At 73.5% G+C, this 24,663-nt stretch carries 21 protein-coding genes; 14 read left to right on the forward strand and 7 right to left on the reverse strand.

Annotation, left to right across the window (positions count from 1 at the left end):
• Positions 1–7: 7 nt before the first annotated feature.
• The 6 genes from ACWCRA_RS03235 (at position 8) to ACWCRA_RS03260 (ending at position 6,735) form a co-directional block, all read left to right on the forward strand.
• On the forward strand, positions 8–841 hold the full coding sequence (locus ACWCRA_RS03235) for a LytR/AlgR family response regulator transcription factor (RefSeq protein ID WP_351552888.1): 834 nt from the start codon (positions 8–10) through the stop codon (positions 839–841).
• Positions 842–1,028: 187 nt separating this feature from the next.
• A complete protein-coding gene (locus ACWCRA_RS03240; protein ID WP_351552885.1) occupies positions 1,029–1,298 on the forward strand; it encodes a hypothetical protein in 270 nt (89 codons plus the stop codon).
• Between the two features lie 615 nt (positions 1,299–1,913).
• Positions 1,914–3,305 (forward strand): MFS transporter, encoded by a 1,392-nt coding sequence (locus ACWCRA_RS03245; protein ID WP_451066747.1) that lies wholly within the window; start codon positions 1,914–1,916, stop codon positions 3,303–3,305.
• 63 nt (positions 3,306–3,368) lie between these two features.
• Positions 3,369–3,749 (forward strand): DUF485 domain-containing protein, encoded by a 381-nt coding sequence (locus tag ACWCRA_RS03250; RefSeq protein ID WP_351552881.1) that lies wholly within the window; start codon positions 3,369–3,371, stop codon positions 3,747–3,749.
• Between the two features lie 32 nt (positions 3,750–3,781).
• Positions 3,782–5,515: a sodium/solute symporter gene (locus ACWCRA_RS03255; RefSeq protein WP_351552879.1), complete on the forward strand. Its 1,734-nt coding sequence runs from the start codon at positions 3,782–3,784 to the stop codon at positions 5,513–5,515.
• A complete protein-coding gene (locus tag ACWCRA_RS03260) occupies positions 5,512–6,735 on the forward strand; it encodes a sensor histidine kinase (protein WP_351552877.1) in 1,224 nt (407 codons plus the stop codon). Before ACWCRA_RS03255 ends, ACWCRA_RS03260 begins: the two co-directional genes overlap by 4 nt.
• An 84-nt stretch (positions 6,736–6,819) precedes the next feature.
• On the opposite strand, the gene ACWCRA_RS03265 is transcribed toward ACWCRA_RS03260, so the two are convergent.
• Positions 6,820–7,338 carry a hypothetical protein gene (locus ACWCRA_RS03265; RefSeq protein ID WP_451066748.1) on the reverse strand — a complete coding sequence of 173 codons (519 nt, stop codon included), beginning with the start codon at positions 7,336–7,338 and terminating at the stop codon, positions 6,820–6,822.
• 214 nt (positions 7,339–7,552) lie between these two features.
• A complete protein-coding gene (locus tag ACWCRA_RS03270; RefSeq protein ID WP_351552871.1) occupies positions 7,553–8,116 on the reverse strand; it encodes a sigma-70 family RNA polymerase sigma factor in 564 nt (187 codons plus the stop codon).
• A 324-nt stretch (positions 8,117–8,440) separates the two neighbouring features.
• On the opposite strand from ACWCRA_RS03270, the gene ACWCRA_RS03275 reads away from it, so the two are divergent.
• Complete coding sequence (locus tag ACWCRA_RS03275; protein ID WP_451066749.1) at positions 8,441–9,685, forward strand: CapA family protein; 1,245 nt, start codon at positions 8,441–8,443, stop codon at positions 9,683–9,685.
• A gap of 122 nt (positions 9,686–9,807) precedes the next feature.
• The gene (locus ACWCRA_RS03280; RefSeq protein ID WP_351552865.1) at positions 9,808–10,686 is read left to right on the forward strand and encodes a polysaccharide deacetylase family protein; all 879 of its coding nucleotides are present in this window, start codon (positions 9,808–9,810) and stop codon (positions 10,684–10,686) included.
• Between the two features lie 174 nt (positions 10,687–10,860).
• Here the strand turns inward: ACWCRA_RS03280 and ACWCRA_RS03285 are convergent, their stop codons facing one another.
• Positions 10,861–11,511: a class F sortase gene (locus ACWCRA_RS03285; protein ID WP_351552862.1), complete on the reverse strand. Its 651-nt coding sequence runs from the start codon at positions 11,509–11,511 to the stop codon at positions 10,861–10,863.
• A 321-nt stretch (positions 11,512–11,832) separates the two neighbouring features.
• Here ACWCRA_RS03285 and ACWCRA_RS03290 point away from each other — a divergent pair, with 321 nt between their 5' ends.
• Positions 11,833–12,465, forward strand: a complete 633-nt coding sequence (locus ACWCRA_RS03290) for a hypothetical protein (RefSeq protein ID WP_351552859.1) — start codon at positions 11,833–11,835, stop codon at positions 12,463–12,465.
• A gap of 116 nt (positions 12,466–12,581) precedes the next feature.
• Here ACWCRA_RS03290 and ACWCRA_RS03295 read toward each other — a convergent pair whose 3' ends face one another.
• Positions 12,582–13,112, reverse strand: a complete 531-nt coding sequence (locus ACWCRA_RS03295) for a hypothetical protein (RefSeq protein ID WP_351552856.1) — start codon at positions 13,110–13,112, stop codon at positions 12,582–12,584.
• A gap of 819 nt (positions 13,113–13,931) precedes the next feature.
• Here ACWCRA_RS03295 and ACWCRA_RS03300 point away from each other — a divergent pair.
• Positions 13,932–14,753, forward strand: coding sequence for an SAM-dependent methyltransferase (locus ACWCRA_RS03300; protein WP_351552853.1), 822 nt, complete (start codon positions 13,932–13,934; stop codon positions 14,751–14,753).
• The gene (locus ACWCRA_RS03305; protein WP_451066750.1) at positions 14,753–16,930 is read left to right on the forward strand and encodes a putative bifunctional diguanylate cyclase/phosphodiesterase; all 2,178 of its coding nucleotides are present in this window, start codon (positions 14,753–14,755) and stop codon (positions 16,928–16,930) included. Before ACWCRA_RS03300 ends, ACWCRA_RS03305 begins: the two co-directional genes overlap by 1 nt.
• 293 nt (positions 16,931–17,223) lie before the next feature.
• Here the strand turns inward: ACWCRA_RS03305 and ACWCRA_RS03310 are convergent, their stop codons facing one another.
• A complete protein-coding gene (locus tag ACWCRA_RS03310) occupies positions 17,224–18,105 on the reverse strand; it encodes a LysR family transcriptional regulator (RefSeq protein ID WP_351552848.1) in 882 nt (293 codons plus the stop codon).
• Between the two features lie 93 nt (positions 18,106–18,198).
• Here ACWCRA_RS03310 and ACWCRA_RS03315 point away from each other — a divergent pair, with 93 nt between their 5' ends.
• The 3 genes from ACWCRA_RS03315 to ACWCRA_RS03325 are packed head-to-tail and all read left to right on the forward strand — an operon-like array spanning position 18,199 to position 21,609.
• Complete coding sequence (locus ACWCRA_RS03315) at positions 18,199–18,918, forward strand: succinate dehydrogenase (protein WP_351552845.1); 720 nt, start codon at positions 18,199–18,201, stop codon at positions 18,916–18,918.
• Position 18,919: 1 nt separating this feature from the next.
• Positions 18,920–20,866: a fumarate reductase/succinate dehydrogenase flavoprotein subunit gene (locus ACWCRA_RS03320; RefSeq protein ID WP_351552843.1), complete on the forward strand. Its 1,947-nt coding sequence runs from the start codon at positions 18,920–18,922 to the stop codon at positions 20,864–20,866.
• Positions 20,863–21,609 (forward strand): succinate dehydrogenase/fumarate reductase iron-sulfur subunit, encoded by a 747-nt coding sequence (locus tag ACWCRA_RS03325; protein ID WP_351552840.1) that lies wholly within the window; start codon positions 20,863–20,865, stop codon positions 21,607–21,609. The genes ACWCRA_RS03320 and ACWCRA_RS03325 overlap by 4 nt, the downstream gene beginning before the upstream one ends.
• Before the next feature lie 123 nt (positions 21,610–21,732).
• Here the strand turns inward: ACWCRA_RS03325 and ACWCRA_RS03330 are convergent, their stop codons facing one another.
• Positions 21,733–24,117 carry an ATP-binding cassette domain-containing protein gene (locus ACWCRA_RS03330; protein ID WP_451066751.1) on the reverse strand — a complete coding sequence of 795 codons (2,385 nt, stop codon included), beginning with the start codon at positions 24,115–24,117 and terminating at the stop codon, positions 21,733–21,735.
• 217 nt (positions 24,118–24,334) lie between these two features.
• Complete coding sequence (locus ACWCRA_RS03335; protein WP_351558480.1) at positions 24,335–24,550, reverse strand: dodecin; 216 nt, start codon at positions 24,548–24,550, stop codon at positions 24,335–24,337.
• Positions 24,551–24,663 lie beyond the last annotated feature (113 nt).

The following is a 24,663-nucleotide window of genomic DNA, read 5'->3' on the forward strand; positions in this document are numbered from 1 at the left end:
CCGCACCATGCTGCGCGTACTGGCTGTCGACGACGAGAAACCGGCGCTTGAGGAACTCCTCTATCTGCTCCGCGCGGACCCCCGGATCACCAGTGCCGAGGGAGCCACGGACGCGACCGAGGCGCTGCGCCGCATCAACCACGCGCTCGACGCGGGGCCCGGTGCCGACGGCGGGGTCGATGTCGTCTTCCTCGACATCCACATGGCCGGGCTGACCGGGCTCGACGTCGCCCGGCTGCTGGCCCGCTTCGCCCACCCGCCCCTGATCGTCTTCGTCACCGCCCACGAGGGGTTCGCCGTTCAGGCCTTCGATCTGAAGGCCGTCGACTATGTCCTCAAGCCGGTCCGCAGGGAGCGGCTCGCCGAAGCCGTGCGCCGGGTCTGCGACTTGGTCGACGCGGCCGGGGAACCCCGGCCGCCGGGTCACCCGCCCCTCGTCCCGGCGCCCGCCAGATCCGCGCCCGACCTGCTGCCGCCCGCGGCGGCGCCCGGGCCGGTCCACAGCAGCTCCGAACAGATCCCCGTCGAACTGGGCGGTGTCACCCGCTTCGTGCCCATCGACACCATCACCTATGTGGAGGCGCAGGGCGACTACGCCCGGCTGCACACCGAGAGCGGCAGCCATCTGGTGCGCATCCCGCTCTCCGCCCTGGAGGAGCGCTGGGCCGCGCGCGGGTTCGTCCGCATCCACCGCAGCCATCTCGTCGCGCTCGCCCGCATCGACGAGCTCCGGCTGGACGCCGGGACGACCTCGGTACGGGTGGGCTCCGCGGAGCTGGCCGTCAGCCGCCGGCACGCCCGTCAGCTGCGGGACCTGCTGATGCGGCACGCCAGGGGCTGAACCGCCCCGTGACCGGCCGCGACCGCCGTTCGTCGCGGTCCGCCGACCGTTCGGCAGCGGTGGGCGCCCGCTCGTCGTCCCGCACACCCGCCCGGCGACCGTCGTCATCCGCTGACAGAGCCACCGGGGGAACAGGCGCGCCCCGCGCCACCCGAGGCATAGCCTTGATCAGGGAGTGAGGGGTCTGATGTCCGACATCGAAGCGCTGCTGGAGGAACTCCGGAGCCTGCCGGCGACCCGGGCGTCCAGTGCCCGTGACGTCGAGGCACTGCTCACGAGGATCAAGAGCGCGGCCGGGCGCTGGGCGGATGTGCTCTACGAGATCCACGAGTCGTCCCAGGGGTTGGTGGGGCCGAGGGCGGAGGCGGCGCTGGAGGTGGCGTTCCGGCGGGCCGAGGAGTCGTATGTCGAGCTGGAAATAGCCCTGAGCGACTGCGCCCGCCCCCCGGGCCGCTGACCCGCCCCCGGGGCCGGACCCCGCGCCTCAATCGCCGGCGGGGCTGGGGTTGGGGTTTCGGTTGTGCGAGCTGGTCCGGTGCGCGGGGACGGGCTTGGGTGTGCGGGCGCCTCGTGATCCGCGGGTTGTTGTCGGGGCGCTGCCCCGAACCCCGCGCCTCAATCGCCGGCGGGGCTGAGTGTGCGACCCGTGCCGGGTAAGCCAGCCTGTCCGGCGTTTGAGGACGGACCCCGTAGACGGTGGGCCCGAGGGTTCCGGGTCCCGGCGGGTTGGGTAAGCCAGCCTGTCCGGCGTTTGAGGACGGACCCCGCACATGGATGGCCGGAGGGTTCCAGTTCCCGGCGGGTCGGGAAAGTCAGCCTGTCCGGCGTTTGAGGACGGACCCGGTACACGGTGGGCCCGAGGGTTCCGGGTCCCGGCGGGTTGGGTAAGCCAGCCTGTCCGGCGATTGAGGACGGACCCCGTCCACGGGGGACCCGAGAGGGACGGGCGCCTGCGGGCTTTCGGGGAGGGGCGGGACCTGACATCAAGGGCGCGGGGCCGTTGCCCGGAAGAGAACGGGCGCTCACCCTGGCACCGACCCCTGTCAGGCCCCCACCCCTGTGAGGCACCCCCATGAACCGCGACCCGGCTGACCAGGCCCCCGCGACAAGCGCCCGCGCCCCCGCGCACGCCCCCGCGCCCCGTGAGCGGTCCGGCGGGCTGCGGTACGGGCTGCTCTTCGGGCCCGGCGTGCTCGGCGTCACCGCCGCCGGCATCGCCCTCCCCGAGGTCGCCTCGGCACTCGGCGCCTCCGCCTCCTCCGCCGCCTGGGTCCTCACCGCGTACGCCCTCGCCCTCGCCGTCGGCACCGCCCTCTTCGGCCGGCTCGCCGACTCCCGCGGCATCCGCGCCTCCCTGCTGAGCGGCTCCCTCGTGCTGGCGGCCGGAGCCGCGATCTGCCTCGCCGCCCCCGGCCTCGAAGTCCTGGTGGCCGGCCGCTTCGTGCTCGCCGCCGGCTCCGGAGCGATGATCTCCTGCGCCCTGGCCCTCGCCGCCGCCACCGCCCCCGCGCACCGCGCCGCGGCCATCGCCGGGATCGGGGCCACCATGGCGGTCTTCTCCGCCTGCGCCACCCTGATGGGCGGCGTCCTCACCCAGTGGGTCACCTGGCGCCTCACCCTGGTGATGCCCGCCCTCTCCCTCGTCGCCGTGCCGCTGTGCCTGCGCGCGGCCACCGCCCGCCGCGGTTCCGGCCGTTCCCTGGACGTCCCGGGCGCGGCCCTGCTCACCCTCGCGGCCACCGCCTTCCTCCTGCTGATCCAGTCCTCCGGGCTCGGACTCACCGCACCCGTCACCACCGCCCTCGCCGCCGCGCTGCTCCTCACCCTCCTCGCCCTGGTCCGCCGGGTCCGCACCGCCGACGCCTCCTTCGTCCCCCGGGCCCTGATCACCGACGCCGCCTTCCTGCGCGCCGCCGTCACCGGAATCGGGGTGTACGCGGGGCTGTTCGCCGCGATGTACGCCGTCCCCCAGATCCTCGCCCGGGACCACGGCTGGAGCGTCCTCGCCATCGGGGCCTGGCTGCTGCCCGGCGCGGTCGCGGGCGCGGTCCTCTCCCGGGTCGCCGGCCGGCTGGCCGCCGGCCCCGGAGCCACCCGGCTGCTCACCGCCACCGCCCTGACCACGGCACTCGCGCTCGGCGCCTCCCTCGGCGGCACCGGCCCCGCGCAGCTCGTCACCGGAGCCTCCCTGGGCTTCGCCGGGACGGCGATCACCCAGGTCGTCACCACCGCCCTGATGTCCGCCCGGGTCGAACCCGCCCTGCGCGGAGGCGCGATGGGCCTGCTCAACCTCTGCTTCTTCCTCGGCGGCGGGGTCGGCAGCGCCACCGCGGGCGCGCTCGCCCCCCAGCTCACCCTGCCCGCCGCGCTCGGCGCCGTCGCGGTCTTCCCGCTGGCCGCCGGCCTGATGGCCCTCACCCTCGCCCCGCCCCGGCGCCGCCCCCGGGGCGTCTACCGTCGGTAATCGTCCGGTGCGTAGACTCCACACCCCCGAGAGTTCGTTCGACAGACGCTGGAGCGGACGACGATGTCTGCAGAGCAACGCCCCCGTCGCGAGGTGGTCACCGGTGTCCCGCGCGGCGCCCGACGCGCCCCCGGCCACGCCCACGCCCGCTCCGAGATCAGTGAGCAGACCACCCTCGGCACCACCTACGTACGCTCGCTGATGCGCAGTCAACTGCGGGCCGCGCTCGTCGCCCTCGGGGCCCTGGTCCTGTTCATCGGCACCCTCCCCCTGCTCTTCGCCCTCCCCGACGCCTTCCACCGGGGCTCGCTCGCCCCCGGTCCGGTGGTCTGGGGCATCCTGGGCGTCGCCGTCCACCCGGTCATGTGGCTGATCGCCCGCTGGTACGTCCGCCGGGCCGAACGCAATGAGCAGGACTTCCTCAGGCTCGTCGAGGGGCGCTGAACCATGCACCCGGGCGAGGGCGGAGACCGCCGGTGAACCAGGCGTACGCCGTGACCGCCGTCACCGCCGTGGTCCTCGCCACCGTCCTCATCGGCGGGCTCGGCCTGCGCATATCCCGCACCACCTCCGACTTCTACGTCGCCTCCCGCACGGTCAACCCGGGGCTCAACGCCGCCGCCATCAGCGGCGAGTACCTCTCCGCCGCCTCCTTCCTCGGCATCGCCGGCCTGGTCCTCCTCCAGGGCCCCGACATGCTCTGGTACCCCATCGGCTACACGGCCGGCTATCTCGTGCTGCTGGTCCTGGTCGCCGCCCCGCTGCGCCGCTCGGGGGCGTACACCCTCTCCGACTTCGCCGAGGCCCGGCTCGAATCCGCCACCGTGCGGCGCATCGCCAGTCTCTTCGTCGTCGGGATCGGCTGGCTGTATCTGCTGCCCCAGCTCCAGGGCGCCGGACTGACCCTGGAGATCCTCACCGGCGCGCCCGGCTGGGTCGGGGGAGTGGTCGTCGCCGTGGTCGTGGCCGGGGCGGTCGCGGCCGGCGGGATGCGCAGCATCACCTTCGTCCAGGCGTTCCAGTACTGGCTCAAGCTCACCGCGCTGCTCGTCCCGGCGCTCTTCCTGGTCGCCGCCTGGACCGGCGACGGCGCGCCGAGGGCCCGCTTCGACGCGCCCGCCGTGCTGCGGCAGCACACCGAGATCCGGATCGAGGACACCGTACGGATCGAACTGGACCGCCCGCTGACGCTGACCGTCTCCGGCGCGGTCGACGGCCGTGAGTACCGGGGGCGCACCGTCACCCTCGGCGAGGGCGATCACCGCATCGCCTCCGGCACCACCCTCGGGCTGCCCGAGGGCGCCCGGGTGCCCGAGCGCGTCACCTCGGGAACCGACCCGGCCAGCTGGTCCCAGCCGCTCTCCGGCGGGCGGGACGGCTACGACCTCTACGCCACCTACGGGCTGATCCTCGCCACCTTCCTCGGCACCATGGGCCTCCCGCACGTCGCCGTCCGCTTCTACACCAGCCCCCACGGGCGCGCCGCCCGCCGCACCACCCTCGTCGTCCTCGGCATGATCGGGGTCTTCTATCTGCTGCCGCCGGTCTACGGCGCGCTCGGCCGGATATACGCCCCCGAACTCGCCCTCACCGGCGAGGCGGACGCCGCCGTCCTCGTCCTGCCCGAGCGGATCGTCGGCGGGCTCGCGGGCGAACTGCTCGGTGCCCTGCTGGCGGGCGGCGCGTTCGCCGCGTTCCTGTCCACCGCCTCCGGGCTGACCATGTCCGTCGCCGGGGTGATCTCGCAGGACGTGCTGCCCTCCCGGGGGGTGCGCCACTTCCGGCTCGCGACCCTGCTCGCCATGGCGGTCCCGCTCGCGATCAGCGTGGTGGCCACCAATGTGCCGGTCGCCGACGCCGTCGGGCTGGCCTTCGCGGTCTCCGCCTCCTCCTTCTGCCCCCTGCTGGTGCTCGGCATCTGGTGGCGGCGGCTCACTCCGCCGGGCGCGACGGCGGGGCTGCTCACCGGGGGCGGTTCCGCGCTCACCGCCGTGATGGCGACCCGCGCCGGGTTCGCCCCGGAGGGCTGGGCGCACACCCTGATGGCCTGGCCCGCCGTCTGGTCGGTGCCGCTGGGCTTTCTCACCATGGTGGCCGTCTCGCTCGCCACCGCACGCCACATACCGCCCGGTGCCAGCGCGATCCTCGCGCGGCTCCATCTGCCGGAGGACCTCGTCGGCAGGGCCCGGCCCGAAGGAGTGGAACGATGACGGGTACCGGAATCGCGGCGCTGGTCGCGGCCGGCGCGGTGCTGTTCGTCGTGGGCCTGGTGCTGGGGCGGCTGCTGGAGCGGCGCGGCGGCGGACCCGATCTCGATCTCGGCACCCCCGTGGAGCGCGCCACCTTCCACACCCTGCACACCGCCTCCCTCGCCGCGCCCCCGCTGCGGGCCGGCCTCACCGAGGACACCGCGCGCAAGGCCGCCCGGCGGCTGCGGTCGCTGCTCGGCACCGAGGCCCTGTGTCTGACCGACCGCGCGTCGGTGCTCGCCTGGGACGGGCCGGGCAGGGACCACCACGAGCGGCGGGTGATGGTCCGGGTGGCCCAGATGCTCGACTCGGGGCGCAGCCAGAGCGTGCAGACCGAGTGCGACGATCTGGAGTGCCCGCTGCGCTGGGCCGTCATCGCCCCCCTGACCGGTGAGGAGGGGGTGCTCGGCGCGCTGGTCGCCTACGGTTCGCGCGAGTCGGCCGTGCTGGTGCGGGCCGCGACCGAGGTCGCCCGCTGGGTCTCCGTGCAGCTGGAGCTGGCGGAGCTGGACCGCTCCAGGACCCGGCTGATCGAGGCGGAGATCCGGGCCCTGCGGGCGCAGATATCGCCGCACTTCATCTTCAACTCCCTCGCCGCCATCGCCTCCTTCGTCCGCACCGACCCGGAGCGCGCGCGGGAACTGCTGCTGGAGTTCGCCGACTTCACCCGCTACTCCTTCCGCCGCCACGGCGAGTTCACCACGCTCGCCGACGAACTGCGCTCGATCGAGCAGTACCTCGCGCTCGCCGGGGCGCGCTTCGGTGACCGGCTGGGTCTCACCCTCCAGATAGCGCCGGAGGTGCTGCCGGTTTCGCTGCCCTTCCTCTGTCTCCAGCCGCTGGTCGAGAACGCGGTCAAGCACGGCCTGGAGGACTCGCCGGGCGAGTGCCGGATCACCATCTCGGCCCAGGACGCGGGGGCGGAGGCCATGGTCACGATCGACGACACCGGGGTGGGGATGGACCCGGCCGTGCTGCGCCGCATCCTCGCGGGGGAGCGGACCGGGTCGGCGGGGATCGGGCTCTCCAATGTGGACGAGCGGCTGCGCCAGGTGTACGGGGACGACCACGGACTGGTCATCGAGACGGGCGTGGGCGCGGGAATGAAGATCACCGTACGGATTCCCAAGTACCGCGCGGGGGTGCACTCCTCGCCGGGCCGCCGGACGCCGCCGGGGTAGCGGGTCCGCCGGACGCCGCCGGTCCGGCCGCGCGCCCGGACCCTCCGGGGTGCGCCGGAGGTGCGGTGCGCCGCCGGGACGGTGTCAGAAGAGGTGGATGGCCAGATGGCTCAGCGGCAGCCCCAGCTGCCAGGCCGGTGTCCAGACCTGCTCGCCCTCGTCCACGGACACCCCGAGCGGGACCGCCGGGTGCCAGGGCTCGTCGTCGCCCAGATCCGTGGCGAGCAGCTCGGTGGCCCGCAGCCACCGCCAGGACTCCCGGGCCAGCGCGAGATCGGGATCGCCGCAGCCCAGCTCCCGCTCGCGCTCCTCCCGGGCGGCCAGCCGCTCCCGTACCCACGCGGTCCAGGGATGGCCGTACGAGGTGAGGGTGAGCCACTCCTCGATCCTGGACAGGGCGCGGAGCCCGGCCGGGTCGTCGGAGCTGTCGCAGAGATAGACGGTCAGGGCCAGGGTCTCCCGCCCCGCCCGGAATTCGAGCGAGCCGCCTTCCACCAGACCGCCGGTGCGGAGCATCTCGTCCGCGACGTACTCGGCGCAGAGCCACGCCATGGGAATGTCCAGCGTGCCTCCGCTGGTGCCGTTCGTACTCTCGGGGTGCACCTTTCCACCTTCCTCGGACGCCTTCCCGTGCGGGCCCGCTGTGCCGGCCCAGGGACGAGCCTCCACCGAGAGACACCGTTCGCGACGGGTCTTTGCCCAACTTCACCGTGTCGTTTCGCGGCGGGCCGCCCCGCGCCGTGGCGTGAGGGAGAGGAGGTCACGGGCGGGGTGCCCGGGACGTGCGGGACGGGCCCGGGGAGCCGGACCCGGAGGGTCAGGGGCGCCCGCGCCCTGGGGCCCCGCGCGAGCGGGCGTACCCCGGCAGACAGCGGGAGAGGGCCCGCAGCGCGTAGTACGAGCGTGATTTGACGGTCCCCGGCGGGATGCCGAGCACCTCGGCCGCCTCGTTCACGCTCAGCCCGTGGAAGTAGATCCGCACCAGCACCTCCCGGTGCTCGGGGCTGAGCGACCCCACCGCGGCCCGGACGTCGAGGGCCGCGACGGCGCTCTCGGTCGGGTCGGCCGGGTCGGGGGTGGAGGCCAGCACCCCGTCGCCGATCTCGGTGGGGCGGGCCTGCCGGGAGCGGCGCGCGTCGATGGCGAGGCGCCGGCCGACGGTGAAGAGCCAGGGCCGCATCGACTCGTACGGCCCGTGGAAGGCCTCGGGGTGCTGCCAGGCGCGCACCAGGGTCTCCTGGAGGAGGTCCTCGGCCCGCTGCTGGTCGCCGTAGGTCAGTTGCTGGAGGAAGCAGAGCAGAGCGGGGCCGTGTTCGCGCTGGAGTTCCGCGATGGCCCGCTCGTCGGTGGTCGCGGAGGCGGTCACGGTCGCCGTTGCCATGGCCAACACCCTTTCGCGCGGAGGTCGCTGTTGCGTGGCTGGTATGGCGTGTATGGGAACGCATCGTGGCGCCCGGGGACAGACAGAGCCGTGCGGTCAATCGGCGAGCGGTCGCACGGAGCGATGAATGGTGCGGTGAGCGGTTGGCCGGATCACGACAGCCGGTGGGGTGGGCCGGTGAGCGGCAGAAAACGGATGACCGGGGTCCGTTCCGGTGACGCCGACGGCGGGGCCGCTTGACTCCGCCCACCCCGGACGGTGCATTCGTACCGTCATATCAACGCTTGATCGGTCCGGGCGGTCTCCGTCCGGTTGGGAGCCGCCATGACCCGGCGCACGACCCCCCGCACGGCCCCGGGCCACTGGCCGGGAACCGCCCGGCGGCCGTCGAGCCCCGCCCGGCGGGCGGCGCTCGCCCTCACCGCCGTACTCCTGACCGCCTCGGCCGCCGCCTGCGCCGAGCCGGACCGGCAGCGGGCCCGGGAGCCCGCCGGCTTCTCGGGGGCCCCCGCCGCGCCCGCCCCGCCGGCCGGCTTCACCCTGGTGGCCACCGGCGATGTGCTCCCGCACGACTCGGTCATCGAGCAGGCCAGGGCGGACGCCGGCTACGACGGCTACGACTTCGCCCCCATGCTCGCCGCCGTCGCCCCGGTGGTCTCGGCGGCCGACCTGGCCATCTGCCACATGGAGACCGTGTACGGCGCGGACGGCGACTACAGCGGCTACCCCGCCTTCACCTCCCCGCCCGAGGTCGCCGCGGGCCTGGCCGCCACCGGCTACGACTCCTGCTCCACCGCCTCCAACCACTCCCTGGACGACGGCGCCGACGGCATCCGCCGCACGCTTGAGGCGCTCGACGCGGCGGGTGTCGCCCACCACGGCTCGGCCCGCACCGCCACCGAGGCCGCCACCCCCGCCTGGCTGGAAGCGGGCGGTGCGAAGGTCGCCCAGCTCGCCTACACCTTCGACACCAACGGCCATGAGCCGCCCCCGGGGCAGCCCTGGGCGGTCAGCCCGCTCGACGAGGAGAGGATCGTCGCCGACGCGCGCGCCGCCCGGAGATCCGGCGCGGACGTGGTCGTCCTCAGCCTCCACTGGGGCACCGAGTGGCAGACCGACCCCGACGAGCGGCAGCTCACCCTCGCGCGGACCCTGACCGCCTCCACCACGGCGGGCCGCCCCGACATCGACCTGATCATCGGTACGCACGCCCATGTCCCGCAGGCGTACGAGAAGGTGAACGGCACCTGGGTGATCTACGGCATGGGCGACCAGATCGCCGGCCCGATGTTCAACCACTACGGCGGGCACGACCTCCGGGGCAACCAGGGCTCCATCGGCCGCTTCACCTTCGCCCCGCCCGCCGGGGCCGGCGCGCGCTGGGAGGTGCGCCGGGCCGAGTTCATCCCCCAGTTCTACGACACCGGCGCGGGCCGGCTCGTCCAGCTTCCCGCCGCCCTGGCGGACGGCGCGGACCGGGACGACTACCGCGAGGCCCAGGAGTCCATCAGCGAGGCGGTGCTCAGCCGCGGAGCCGCCGCGGACGGGCTGACCATGGCCGGCCGCTGAGCGCGGGCCCCTCCACCCGCACACGAGTGGGTGGTTCGCACGACTGCTCCCATCGGGGGTGCTTTCACCCCCGGTGCGTGTTGATCATCGGCCCGGAGCGGACGCCGTGCGAGCTGTTGGTCATGACGAAGGATCAGACACCGCCGGACCGCCGGACGGTACTCCGTGTCACCGCGCTCCTCGGTGCCGCCGCCACCGCCGGGCTCCTCCTGCCCGAGGGCTCGCGGGGCCCGCACGGTTCGTGGGGCTCCGGTGGCTCCGGGGGCGCCGGGTCCTCCCGCACGGTCGCCGGCGCGCCCGGCGGCCCCCCGATGGCCGCCGGACAGGCCGTGCGGGCCTCGGCCTACCGGCTGGAGCCCATGACCGCCCATCCGCCCGGCATGCGGCGGGCCCTGCCCCCGGTGCGCCGCCGCCCCTTCCACCGGCTGCCGGCGTCCACCGGCCGCACCATGGTCCTGACCTTCGACGACGGCCCGGACCCCCAGTACACGCCCGGCATCCTGCGCACACTGCGCCGGTACGACGTACGGGCCATGTTCTTCGTCTGCGGCGAGATGGTCACCGTCCACCGCCGGCTGCTCCGTCAGATCGCCGACGACGGGCATGTGATCGGCAACCACTCCTGGTCGCATCCGCTGATCCCGCGGCTCGCGCCGTCCGGCATCCGGCGCGAGCTGGGCCGCACGAGCGAGGTGATCGAGGAGGTCTCGGGGCTGGCGCCGCTCTGGTACCGGGCGCCCTTCGGCGCCTGGAACCGGCACTCCTTCGAGATCGGCGCCGAGCTGGGCATGGAGCCGCTGGCGTGGACGCTGGACACCCTCGACTGGACCGAGCCGGGCACCGGCACGATCGTCAGCCGGGTGCTGGACGGGGCCGCGCCCGGGGTGGTGGTGCTCTCGCACGACGCGGGCGGCGACCGCTCGCAGAGCGTCGCGGCGCTCCGCCACTACCTTCCCCGGCTGCTGGACGACGGCTACCGGCTCACCGTGCCGCGCCGCTGAATCGTTCTGTCAGCGGCTCCCGGCGCCCGCGCCGGGCCCCGGGTCGCGCGGGCGCGAGGGGTTCTCAGGCCGCCCGGGCCACCGCCGGGGAGTGCCCGGCCGCCCCGGGGCCCGCACCGAGCGGCCGTCCGCCCCGGGCCCGCACCGACGGCTCTGACGGCTCCGACGGCTCACTCAGACACCCCGGACCAGCCGGGCGAAGACCACGACATTCGACTCGTACCCCTTCGCCCTGGACCAGCCGCCACCGCAGGTGATCACCCGCAGCTCCGCATGGCCCGTGTCGCCGTACACCTCGGCGGCCGGGAAGTCCTCCTTGCCGAACACCTCCACCCCGTACACCTCGAACACCGCCTCCGAGCCGTCGAGGCGGGGCACCTCGACCCGGTCGCCCCTGCGGACGGTGCCGAGCCCGTAGAACACGGCCGGGCCCGAGCGGTTGTCGACATGGCCGACGATCACCGCGGTGCCGCGCTGGCCGGGCGCGATGCCGTTCTGGTACCAGCCGGCGATATTGCGGTCCTCGGGCGGCGGCGCCTCGATCCAGCCGTCGGCGTCCAGGCCGACGTTCATCACGGGGGCGTCCACGTCGAGGGCGGGAATCCGCACCCGCTCGGCGGGCGCGAAGTCCAGCGATCTCGGGGGCACGAGCGGGGTGAAGGTCTCACCGGCGCGGCCCAGGGAGGCAGCGGCGGCCGGCTGGGGCGGGCCCAGGGAGACATCCGCGCCGTTCTTCATCAGCGCGATCCCCGTGAGCATCACCAGGGCCACCACGCCCCACGGCGAGCGTCTGCGCGACTCCGAGCCAGGGTGATCCTCGCCCATGATTCTCCCTTTTGTTCTGTTTCCCAGGTGCCTGGGAGCACGCTAGGCGAGCGGTGGGGGAGCGGCGAGGAGAGAAGGGCGAACGGGTGGCGGCGGCCACTCGGGGTGACCCATCCGTGTCATCGGTACGACAGAACGCCTGATGGGCCATGACCTGCGACTCCGTCAGCTCCTTCGGCGTGTCGCCGGGGTGCCGGCTCACCGAGGTGGACCAGTGCCGAAATGCGGTGGATGGTGGGTCCGGTGAGGGTTCGTCATGGAAGGCGTACTCGTCGAATCCCCGGAGCGCCGCTTCGGTGCGCCTTCCTCTGGAGGTTCACGATGCGTGCTTCACGCGCTCTCGCAGCGGCCGCCGCGGCATGCGCCGCCGTAGGGCTGACCGCCCCGGTGGCCGCCGCGGGCGGCGACAGCCAGGACAACGGCCCGATCCATGTCTCCGTCAGCCCCCACTCCGTCCACCAGGGCGCCACGCTGACGATCACCGTGCACGGCTGCGACCGGGGAGGCACCATCACCTCCAACGCCTTCCCGAGGCTCAGTCTCCACCGGGGGGACGGCCGGGAGGACGGCCGCGACAACCGCGACGGCCGTGAGGAGAACCGCGAGGAGAACCGGGGAGCGGACCGGGGCGGCGAGAACCGGAACGACAGCAGAAGCGACAACCGGGGCGGGGACAACCGGGGGAACAGCACCAGCGCCGGCGCCCGGATTCACGACCACGCCACCCCGGGCCGCTACAACCTCGCCGTCCGCTGCCACAACGGCAACCGGTCCGAGGTGGCGACCGCGCACTTCACCGTGGTCTCGGGCCGCGGCGCCCACGGCGGACTGGGCGGCTCGATGGCCCCGGGACCGGCCGAGATGGCGGTCGGCGCCGGGCTGGTCACCACGGCGGCCGTCGGCGGCACCCTCTTCATCGCCCGCCGCCGCCGCACGGTCGGCGGCCGGGCCTGACCGGACCCCGGCCGGACCTCCCCACCGGGCCCGGGAACGCCCGGCACAGGCGCTCGCCCCGGGTCCTGGACGGGACCCGGGGCGGGGGACGGAGGGAGCGGACGCGGTACGAGGGGTCAGTGGCGGCGGTCATCCGCCGCCCGCCTGCGGACCAGCAGGGTGGCCGCGCCGGTCGCCGCCAGCACCAGCCCCGCGCCGATCGCGATGTTCCCGGCGTCCACCTCCCCGACGCTGCCGCCGAGCCCTCCTCTCACCCCCTGAGGGGTGGCCGGCGCGCTCACCGAGCTCGTCGAGCTGATGGTCGGGGACGCGCTGCCGCCCGCGATGGCGAGGTTGAACGAGCCCCGCTGGCTGCCGCAGGTGAACTGGACCGAGTAGAGCGCACCGCGCCGGGCGTCGCGGTCCACGGTGGCGACGGCGGAGGTGCCCGGGCCCATGGTCACGGCGTCGAAGACACCGGAGGAGGCCGTGGCCGTACTGCTGCATCCCCGCGCGGACAGCGAGACGCGCCCGCCCGGCGCGACGGTCGAGGGGCTGACGGTGAACAGCGGGGTCGCCTTGCCGTCGGCGGCGGTGGCGGCGGGCGGGGTCAGGGCGAGAGCGGCTGCTCCCAGTACGGCGGCGGATGCGGCACATATCGCGCGCATGGTGAGTCCTCCGGGTTCCCCGAGGAGCAGCCGCGGAACCGATATCCACACGGAGAAGGGAATGCCCCTCGATATCCGGAACGCTAGGAGCGCTCTCCCGGGCCCGCGATCGCTGCCGGGCGAATGGGTCACCGGAGTAGGCCGTGCGGAGGACGGACCGGCCCGCCCGCCGGGGACTCCCCGTCCGCCGCCGGGCCCGCCGCCGGGCATCGGGCCCCGCCGCGCTCCGTTTCGCGCCCCGGGTGGCGGGACCTCGCCGCGGAGGCCCCGGCACCGCGTGATCACCGCCGGCCGGCACCGGGAGGGGCCGGCCACCGCGTCCGGGGGCTCCCCCCCGGCTCCCGGCGGACCGCCCGCGCCGGTGACCGCCCGGGAAATGGCCGGTTGTCGCCTCCCCGGGCAGGGACGGCACCGAGGGGGTCCGGCGGAGGCGCTCAGCGGCCCCCGACCGCTCCCACGGCGCCCAGCAGCAGACCACCGACCCCGCAAGCGCCGCACCCCCGCCCCCGGCCCCCGGCCCGGCGGCACCAACGGGCGCGGCGCCGGGAGGACTTGGTGCGCGGCGAAACCGCTGGGCAGGCCCGTGCCGGCGGCGGGGTGAGCCCCGTACGGCGACCGAGGCCCCGGCGGGCCCCTCCCGCCTCTCCCGGCACGCGGACGAGCCGGTTTCCCCCTGTGCCGTGTGACCAAGAACGGACCGCTAATTTCCGTTTGGACTCGCCCAATTGGCGGTCGATCAGTAGCCTCGGCTCGAACACTCGCCATACACATGGCCGGACTTCCCCCGTGACGACCCCGGCGACTTGGTTGGAGACATCGATGGAGCGTCCCGCCTGGGCCCCGCCCGGCATCGATATATCGATGCCGAGCGTGTCCCGAATGTACGACTTCTATCTGGGCGGTTCGCACAACTTCGAGGTCGACCGCCAGGCCGCCCGCCGGGCGATGGAATTCCTGCCGGGCCTGCCCAAGGTCGTCCAGGCCAACCGCGCGTTCATGCGCCGGGCCGTGCGGTACGCGGCCGGGCAGGGCATCACCCAGTTCATCGATGTCGGTGCCGGACTCCCGACACCCGGCGGCGACCGCACCGTCCACGAGGTCGCGCTGCGGGCCGATCCGGACGCCCGGGTGCTCTACATCGACCACGATCCGGTCGTTGTCGCCCACGCCCGGGCCGTGCTCGAAGAGGAGCCCCGGGCCGCCGTCGCCCACGCCGACCTGCGCAGACCCCGGCAGATCCTCGACAGCCCGGAGCTGGCCGGCCTGCTCGATCTGCGGCGGCCGGTGGCGCTGCTGCTGCTCTCCGTGCTCCACTTCGTCGAGGACGCGGACGATCCGCACGGCGCGGTCGCCCGGCTCCGGGACGCGTTCGCGCCCGGCAGCCTGATCGTCGTCAACCACGCCGCCTACGACGGAGTCCCGGTGCCCGAGGAACAGGCGGCGCGCGCGGTCGGGGTCTACCGTGACATCCGACAGCCGCTGACCATGCGCACACACGACCGGATAGCCGGGTTCTTCGAGGGGTACGACATGACCGAGCCCGGACTGGTGTCACCGCCCCGCTGGCGGCCCGACGCACCGGCCGAGCAGGAGGACCCATACGCCTTCGCGGGCTTCGCCGGGGTGGGGCGCAAGGCGTGATGGTGCCCTCGCAGGCGGCGGATTCCGCGGCCGACCCGGACGGGCTGGAGGACAGACTCCGCAGGTTCGCGACCATCTGGAGCCGCGCGGTCTTCCCCGTGACGGCGACCCCGCTGACCCGGGGCGAGGTCGAGGAGCATCTGCTGCCCCTGGCCCGGCTGCTCAGCGAATCACTGCACGCCCGCACCTTCGACCCCCGGGCGGCCCAGGGGATCGGGGCCGCGCTCGTCGACGCCCACTGCACCGACCCGGAGGCGCTCAGCAGCACCCTCGGGGTCATCGACGCCTATCTGGTCCTGTACTGCGGCTCCGGTTCCGGAGCGCCGGCGGACCCGGCGGCCGAGGAGAGCCGGGTCGCCCGCTGCGCCCGGCTCCAGCACGCCCTGGCCGCGGGGTTCGCCCGGGCCCTGCGCGAACGGACCCTCGCCGAGCAGGAGGCCATCGCCCGCTCCGCGCTCCAGGCCCGCTCGGACGCGGTGAGCGCGCTGCACGACACCGAGACCCGGCTGCGGGCGGTGTTCGAGGGGGCGGCGATCGGCATCGGGATCGCCGACCTCGACGGCAATGTGCTGGAGGTCAACGAGACCCTCACCCGCATGTTCGGCGGTCTGGAGAACCATGTGCGGGGCAAGAAGGTGACGGAGTGGGCCCACCCCGAGGACCGGCCGCACGTCTGGCAGCTCCACCGGGAGCTGATCCGCGGCGAGCGCGAGCACTTCCGGGTGGAGAAGCCCTTCTTCCGCAACGACGGCACCGTGCTCTGGACCAATATGACGCTGTCGCTGCTGCGGGACAGCGAGGGCCGCCCCCAGTACCAGCTCGCGCTGCTGGAGGACACCACGGAACGCCGGCTGCTCAATCTGCGGCTGCGGTACGAGGCCACCCACGACGCGCTCACCGGGCTGCCGAACCGGACGCTCTTCGCCGAGCGGCTGGAGAAGGCGATCTCCGGCGGGGACGGCCGCCGCTTCGGGCTCTGCTATCTCGACCTCGACGGGTTCAAGGTCATCAACGACAGCCTCGGGCACGCGGCGGGCGACCGGCTGCTGGTCGAGGTCGCGGACCGGCTCCAGAGCTGTGCCACCGCGCCGGGGGAGATGGTGGCCCGGCTCGGCGGCGACGAGTTCGTGGCGCTCACCACCGGGCCGGACACCCAGCACGAGGTGGGTGAGCTGGCGGCCAGGATTCTGGGCGCCCTCGCCTCGCCGATCCGGGTCGACGGGCGCGAGTTCTCCGTCCGGGGCTCGATCGGCATCGTCGAGGGCCCGGCGGGGGAGCGCACCACGGCGGAGGTGCTGCGCAGCGCCGACATCACCATGTACCGCGCGAAGTCGGCGGGCGGCAACCGCTATGAGATCGCCGACCCCGAGATGGACGCCCGGGCCATCACCCGGCACGGGCTGACCACCGCGCTGCCCGCGGCGCTGGAGCGCGGGGAGTTCTTCATCGAGTACCAGCCGCTGGTCCACCTGGACGACGGCAGCGTGCACGGCGCGGAGGCCCTGGTGCGCTGGCACCACCCGCAGCACGGGGTGCTGGGGCCGGACCAGTTCATTCCGCTGGCCGAGCACACCGGGCTGATCGTGCCGCTGGGGCGCTGGGTGCTCCAGGAGGCGGTGCGCCAGGCGAGATTCTGGCAGCAGAACCACGCCGACGGCGGGCCGCTGCGGATCAATGTGAACCTCTCACCCACCCAGCTCCACCACCCGGGCCTGGTCACCGACACGATCGCGGTCCTGGAGGGATCGGGGCTCGCGCCGGGCGCGCTCTGCCTGGAGGTCACCGAATCGGCGCTGATCGGCGCGGACGAGGGGCTGCTCAAGCCGCTGCGGCAGCTCGCCGAGATGGGGGTGGACATCGCGCTCGACGACTTCGGCACCGGGTACTCCAACCTGGCGAATCTGCGCCGGCTCCCGGTGAGCATCCTCAAACTGGACCGCTCCTTCACCCAGGGGATGCAGCAGCTCCCGGTGGACCCGGTCGATGTGAAGATCGTGGAGGGGATCGTCGCCCTGGCGCACAGTCTGGAGCTGGCCGTCACCGTCGAGGGAGTGGAGACCGGCGCCCAGGCCGAGCAGCTCCGGGAACTCGGCTGCGACACGGCCCAGGGCTGGTACTACGCCCGCCCGGGCCCGCCCGACCGCCTCCACGCCCTCTCCCTGGCGGACGCCATCTGAGGCCACCCCGGCGACCCGCCGCCGTGCGACGCCCCGGGCACCTCCGGCCCGTCCGGCGGCGAAGGACACGGGCCGGCAGCCCGCGCTGTGGGATGCCCTGTGCCTTCAGCCCGTCCGGCGATTGAGGACACGGCCGCAGGCCGTGCCCGCCACGGCGGGCGCCGCCCGACAACGCGCATCCCCATGGGGTTCACCCGGCCCCGTGACGCGCATCCCCATGGGGTTCACCCGGCCCCGCCACGCGCATCCCCACGGGGTTCACCCGGCCCCGCGACGCGTACGCCCACGGGGGTTCACCCGGCCCGAGCGATCAGCACCCGCTGCAACTCCCTCGCCGCCCTCGGCGGCGCCACATCGCTGCGGTGCGCCAGCGCGATCGTCCTCCGCAGCCCCGGCTGTGCCAGCGGTGTCACCCGGAACCCCGGCCCCGCCCTCCCCGCCACCATGCTCGGCACCACCGCCACCCCCAGCCCCGCCCGCACAAACCCCAGCACGGCGTCCATCTCGCCGCCCTCCACCGTGAAACCGGGCTCGAACCCCTCCGCCCGGCACGCCGCCACCGTCAGCTCCCGCAGGTCGTACCCGTGCCGGAACATCACCAGCGGCTGGTCCCGCAGATCGCGGATGCGCACCGGCCGCCGGGGCGCCTTCACCGAGGCCGACGACACCACCACCAGGTCCTCCCGCAGCAGCTCCACCGTCGTCAGCGCCGGCGACCCCGGCGGCAGCGGCAGCACGATCAGCGCCAGATCCAGCGCCCCCCGCGCCAGCAGCCGCACCAGATCGTGCGACCCGCCCTCCTCGATCACCAGCGAGATCCCCGGATGCCGGTCGTGGTAGACCCGCAGCACCTCCGGCAGCAGCCCGGTGCACAGGCTCGGCGTCGCCCCCAGCCGCACCCGCCCCCGCCGCAGCTGCACCAGCTCCTGCACCTCGTGCCGCGCCGTGTCCGCGTCCGCCAGAATCCTGCGGGCCAGCGGCAGCAGCGCCTCGCCCGCCTCGGTGAGCCCGATGTTCCCCCGCGCCCGGCTGAACAGCTCCGCCCCCAGCTCCGTCTCCAGGGCGCGGATCTGCTGCGACAGCGAGGGCTGCGAGACATGGACCCGCTCGGCGGCATGGGTGAAGTGCCGGGTCTCGGCGACGGCGACAAAGTACAGAAGCTGCTGGAACTGCATACCGCCCACCGTAACCCACCATAGGGTTTGTCTATGGAGATGAGCCGGATCATGTCTTGGACCGATTGACCCCCGGAGCCCTACGGTTCCCCCATGGCTCTGGCAACGCGTACCGGACAGGGGCCGACGGACCGAAAACCGTCGCCCAAGCGCACCTTCTGGGGATCGACGCTCGGCAAGAAGGCCGTCATGGCGGTGAGCGGCCTCATCATGCTCGGCTATCTCGTCGCGCATGTGCTGGGCAATCTGAAGGTCTTCTTCGGCTCGCAGGAGTTCAACGAGTACGCCCACTGGCTGCGCACCCTGGGCGCCCCCCTGCTGCACTACGAGTGGGCCCTGTGGCTGGTCCGGGTCGTGCTGGTCGCGGCCGTCGTGGCGCACGCGGTCTCCGCGTACCAGCTCAGCCGGCGCGACATCAGGGCCAGGCCCGTGGCGTACGCGCACAAGCGCGGGCGGGCCAGTTACGCCACCCGCACGATGCGGTGGGGCGGCATCATCATCGTCCTCTTCGTCGTCTGGCACATCCTCGATCTCACGACCCTCACGGTCAACGAGAACGCCGAGGCCGGGAAGCCGTACGAGAACATCGTCGCCACCTTCTCCACCTGGTACGGCAATGTCATCTACATCACCGCGATGCTCGCCGTCGGCCTCCATGTCCGCCATGGCTTCTGGAGCGCAGCCCAGACCCTGGGCGTGGGCAGTGCCACCCGTGACCGCGCCCTGAAGGCCGCCGCCAACGGCCTCGCCCTGATGCTGACCGTGGGCTTCATCGCGGTACCCGTCGCCGTCATGACCGGAGTGGTGAGCTGAGATGAGCTTCACGGAGTACGAGACCGGCGAACCGATCGCCGACACCAAGGCCCCCGAGGGCCCGATAGCCGACCGCTGGGACCGCCGCCGCTTCGAGGCGAAGCTCGTCAACCCGGCCAACCGGCGCAAGCACACGGTGATCGTCGTCGGCACCGGACTGGCCGGCGGCGCGGCCGGCGCGACCCTGGGCGAGCAGGGCTACCACGTCGAGCAGTTCTGCTACCAGGACTCACCGCGCCGCGCCCACTCCATCGCCGCCCAGGGCGGCATCAACGCCGCCAAGAACTACCGCAACGACGGCGACTCCATCCACCGGCTGTTCTACGACACCGTGAAGGGCGGGGACTTCCGCGCCCGCGAGTCCAATGTGCACCGGCTCGCCCAGATCTCCGTGGAGATCATCGACCAGTGCGTCGCCCAGGGCGTGCCCTTCGCCCGCGAGTACGGCGGACTCCTGGACACCCGCTCCTTCGGCGGCGTCCAGGTCTCCCGTACCTTCTACGCCCGGGGCCAGACCGGACAGCAGCTGCTGCTCGGCGCCTACCAGGCGCTCTCCCGGCAGATCGCGGCGGGCAGCGTCACCCTGCACGCCCGTACCGAGATGCTCGATCTGATCGTCGTCGACGGGCGGGCCCGGGGCATCGTCGCCCGGGATCTGATCACCGGCGAGATCTCCACCCACTTCGCCGACGCGGTGGTGCTGGCGACCGGCGGCTACGGCAATGTCTTCTATCTGTCGACCAACGCCATGAACTCCAACGCCACCGCCATCTGGCGCGCCCACCGGCGCGGCGCCCACCTCGCCAACCCCTGCTTCACCCAGATCCACCCCACCTGCATCCCGCGCACCGGCGACCACCAGTCGAAGCTGACGCTGATGAGCGAGTCGCTGCGGAACGACGGACGCATCTGGGTGCCGAAGGCGCGCGGCGACCAGCGCCCCGCCAACGAGATCCCCGAGGACGAGCGCGACTACTACCTGGAGCGGATCTACCCCTCCTTCGGCAACCTCGTCCCCCGGGACATCGCCTCCCGCGCCGCGAAGAACGTCTGCGACGAGGGCCGGGGCGTGGGCCCCGGCGGCCAGGGCGTCTATCTCGACTTCGCCGACGCGATCAGCCGGATGGGCCGGGCGAAGGTCGAGGAGAAGTACGGCAACCTCTTCGACATGTACGCGCGGATCACCGCCGAGAACCCCTACGAGGTGCCGATGCGGATCTACCCCGCCGTGCACTACACCATGGGCGGGCTCTGGGTCGACTACGACCTCCAGACCACCGTGCCCGGGCTCTTCGCGATCGGCGAGGCCAACTTCTCCGACCACGGGGCCAACCGGCTGGGCGCCTCCGCGCTGATGCAGGGGCTCGGCGACGGCTACTTCGTCCTGCCGTCCACCATCAACGACTATCTGGCGCGCGCCCCGCTCGGCGAGCGGCCCGACCCCTCCCACCCGGCGGTCGCGGAGGCCGTCGCCGAGACCGAGGACCGGCTCCGGCTGCTGCTCGCCGTCGACGGCGACCGCACCCCGGACTCCTTCCACCGCGAGGTGGGCGAGCTGATGTGGGAGTACTGCGGGATGGCCCGCACCGAGGAGGGGCTGCGGAAGGCACTCGACCGCATCCCGCAGATCCGGGAGGAGTTCTGGCGGCGGATCAAGGTCCCCGGCACCGGCGAGGAGTTCAACCAGTCGCTGGAGAAGGCCAACCGCGTCGTCGACTATCTGGAGCTGGCCGAGCTGATGTGCCTGGACGCGCTCCACCGCGCGGAGTCCTGCGGCGGTCACTTCCGGGAGGAGTCCCAGACCCCGGAGGGCGAGGCGGAACGCCGCGACGAGGAGTTCGGCTACGCCGCCGCCTGGGAGTTCACCGCGACCGGCACGGCGCCCGTCCTGCACCGCGAAGACCTCGTCTTCGAGTATGTCCACCCCACCCAGCGGAGCTACGCATGAGGCTCAAACTGCGCGTCTGGCGGCAGCGCAACCCCACCGCCCCCGGCACGATGGCGACCTACGAGGTCGACGACATCTCCGAGGACATGTCCTTCCTGGAGATGCTGGACACCCTCAACGAGGAGCTGATCCTGCGCGGTGAGGACCCGGTGGCCTTCGACCACGACTGCCGCGAGGGCATCTGCGGCGCGTGCAGCCTCGTCATCAACGGCGACGCCCACGGCCCCGAGCGCACCACCACCTGCCAGCTCCACATGCGGTCCTTCCGGGACGGCGACACCATCGACATCGAGCCCTGGCGGGCCGCCGCGTTCCCGGTGGTGAAGGATCTGGTCGTCGACCGGTCCGCGTTCGACCGGATCATCCAGTCCGGCGGCTATGTCTCCGTCCCGACCGGCGCCGCGCCCGAGGCCCACGCCACCCCGGTGCCCAAGCCGGACGCGGACTTCGCCTTCGAGCACGCCGAGTGCATCGGCTGCGGGGCCTGTGTGGCCGCCTGCCCCAACGGGTCGGCGATGCTCTTCACCTCGGCGAAGGTCAACCATCTCAATGTGCTGCCGCAGGGCGCTCCCGAGCGCGAGACCCGGGTGCTCGACATGGTGGCGACGATGGACGCGGAGGGCTTCGGCGGGTGCACCCTGACCGGTGAGTGCGCCACGGCCTGCCCCAAGGGCATCCCGCTCCCCTCGATCGCCGCCATGAACAAGGAGTGGCTGCGGGCGAACCGCAGGGCCAAGCGGTAGGACCGCCCGGCCGGCGCGGGCCGCGCCCGCCGCCGGCGGGGCGCGGAGCCGGCCCTCCCCTGGACCGTGTCCACATCCCGGGCCGTGGCCGGCCGGGATGTGGACACGCCGGTTCCGGTGGCGCTATCCGGGCGCAGGGACGCCCAGCGCCGCCGCCAGGAACGGTGCCGTACGGCTCCGCGCCACCGACGCCACCTGGGCCGGGGTCCCCTCGGCGACGATGCGCCCGCCCTCGTCACCGCCGCCCGGGCCCAGGTCGATGACCCAGTCGGCGCCCGCGACCACATCCATGTCGTGCTCCACGACGACCACCGAGTGCCCCGCGTCGGCCAGCCCGTTCAACTGGCGCATCAGCACCTCCGCGTCGGCGGGGTGCAGCCCGGTCGTGGGTTCGTCCAGGATGTACAGGGTGTGGTCGCGGCGGGGCCGCTGAAGCTCCGTGGCCAGCTTGATCCGCTGGGCCTCGCCACCGGACAGCTCGGTCGCCGGCTGGCCGAGCCGCAGATAGCCGAGCCCCACATCCAGCAGCGCGGCGAGGCCGCGGGCCGCCGCGGGCACCTCCGCGAAGAACTCCGCCGCCGCCTCCACCGTCAGATCCAGCACCTCCGCGATGTGCAGCCCCCGGTGGCGCACCTCCAGCGTCGCGGGGTTGTAGCGCGCGCCCCGGCAGTCCGGGCAGGGCGTGTGGGTACGGGGCAGGAAGAGCAGCTCCACGGAGACGGACCCCTCCCCCTGGCAGGTCTCGCACCGGCCGCCCGTCACATTGAAGGAGAACCTGCCCGCCCGGTACCCCCGGGCCCGCGCGTCCCCGGTCCCGGCGAAGAGCTTCCGTACGGCGTCGAACAGACCGGTGTACGTCGCCAGATTGGAGCGGGGGGTGCGCCCGATGGGCTTCTGGTCCACCGTCACCAGCCGCCCCACCCCGGGTGTCTCCCCGGTGACCGCCCCGACCAGGGTCGACTTGCCCGAGCCGGAGACCCCGGTGACCGCCGTCAGCACACCGAGCGGCACCCGCGCCTCGACACCCCGCAGATTGTGCCGGGTGACCGGGCCGGTGCTCAGCCAGCCGGCGGGCTCCCGGACCGTCCGGGGCGGGGCGGGGGAGCGGTCGAAGAGGAACCGCCGGGTCGCCGACTCCCCGACCGACGCGAGGCCCTCGGGCGGACCGCTGTGCAGCACCCGTCCGCCGTGCTCACCGGCGAGGGGGCCGACATCGACGATCCAGTCGGCGCCGCGCATGACGTCCAGATGGTGCTCGACCACGAAGACCGAGTTCCCCGCGGCCTTCAGCCGCTCCAGGACCACCAGCAGCGCCCGGGTGTCCGCCGGGTGCAGCCCGGCCGACGGCTCGTCCAGGACGTACACCACCCCGAAGAGCCCCGAGCGCAGCGCGGTGGCGAGCCGCAGCCGCTGGAGCTCCCCGCTGGAGAGGGTCGGGGTGGGCCGGTCGGCGCTGAGGTAGCCGAGGCCCAGCTCGGTGACCGTGGCGATGCGCGCCAGCAGATCGGCGGTGAGCACCCGGGCGGACCCGCCCCCGCCCCCGCCGTCCCCGGCCCCGCCTCCGCCGTCCCCGGCCTCGGTGAGGACCTCGGCCAGCGCGGTCAGCGGCAGGGCCGCCAGCTCGGCGATGGTCCGGCCCGCGAAGGTGACCGCGAGGGACTCCGGCCGCAGCCGCCCGCCCCCGCAGACCGGGCAGGGCGCGCTGGTCAGAAAGCGCTCGGCCCGGGCGCGCAGCGCCTGGCTCCTGGAGTCGGCGAAGGTGTGCAGCACATGGCGCCGGGCGCCGGTGTACGTCCCCTGGTACGGACGCTGGATGCGGCCCGCCTCCCGCACCGGGTCCACCGTGACCACCGGCTGCTCGTCCGTGAAGAGAATCCACTCCCGGTCCCGCGCGTCCAGCTCGCGCCAGGGCCGGTCGATGTCGTATCCCAGGGCGTCCAGCACATCGCGCAGGTTCTTCCCCTGCCAGGCGCCCGGCCAGGCCGCGATGGCGCCCTCGCGGATCGACAGCGAGGGGTCGGGGACGAGCAGGGACTCGTCCGTGCGGTGGACCAGGCCCAGACCGTGGCACTCGGGGCAGGCCCCGGCCGCCGTGTTCGGCGAGAAGGCGTCCGAGTCCAGCCGCTCCGCGCCCGCCGGGTAGTCGCCCGCCCGGGAGAACAGCATCCGCAGCGAGTTGGAGAGCGTGGTCACCGTGCCCACCGAGGAGCGCGAGGTGGGCGCCGAGCGCCGCTGCTCCAGCGAGACCGCGGGCGGCAGCCCCGAGATGTCCCCCACGTCGGGGGCGCCGACCTGGTGGATGAGCCGGCGGGCGTAGGGCGCGACGGATTCGACGTAGCGCCGCTGGGCCTCGGCGTAGACGGTGCCGAAGGCGAGTGAGGACTTCCCCGACCCCGAGACACCCGTGAAGACGACGAGGGCGTCACGGGGGATGTCCACGTCGACACCGCGGAGATTGTGCTCCCGGGCGCCACGGACACGGACGTAGGGGTCGTGAGGGCTGTGCATATCGGACAATTCTAGGTGCTGGTGTCGTTCAGCCGTTCGCCCGGGGCTCCGCCGGGCGGGTGCCGGCGGGATTTCCGTACCGGTCTGCGCCGTTCGGGTGGCCCGGGGCCGCACCCGGCCGGCCGGGAGGCGAGTCCCGCCCGGTAAGGCCGTTTCGGACCTGCTTGAAAGGGATGTGAGGGAACTGGTGTGATGTGTCCTTTTTGGGTGCGGACGGTCAGCCGCCGTCCTCCAGTCGGAAGCCGACTTTCAGGCCCACCTGGTAGTGCTCGATCCGGCCGTCCACGATCCGGCCGCGCACCTGTGTCACCTCGAACCAGTCGAGCCCGCGCAGGGTTTCGTCCGCCCTGGCGATCCCGTTCCGAATGGCTTGATCCACTCCATCGGGAGATGTGCCGACAATCTCAGTGACTCGGTAAGTGTGATTGGACATGTCGTCGTACTCCTCTCGCTACACTCTCTGCACATGGTCTCCACCGTGCCCCACCAGGAAGCGGTGCGCGAGGCATCGGTATAGGGCTTGACCGGCACTTTGGTACATACCAA

Source organism: Streptomyces sp. NPDC001889 (genome assembly GCF_053594535.1).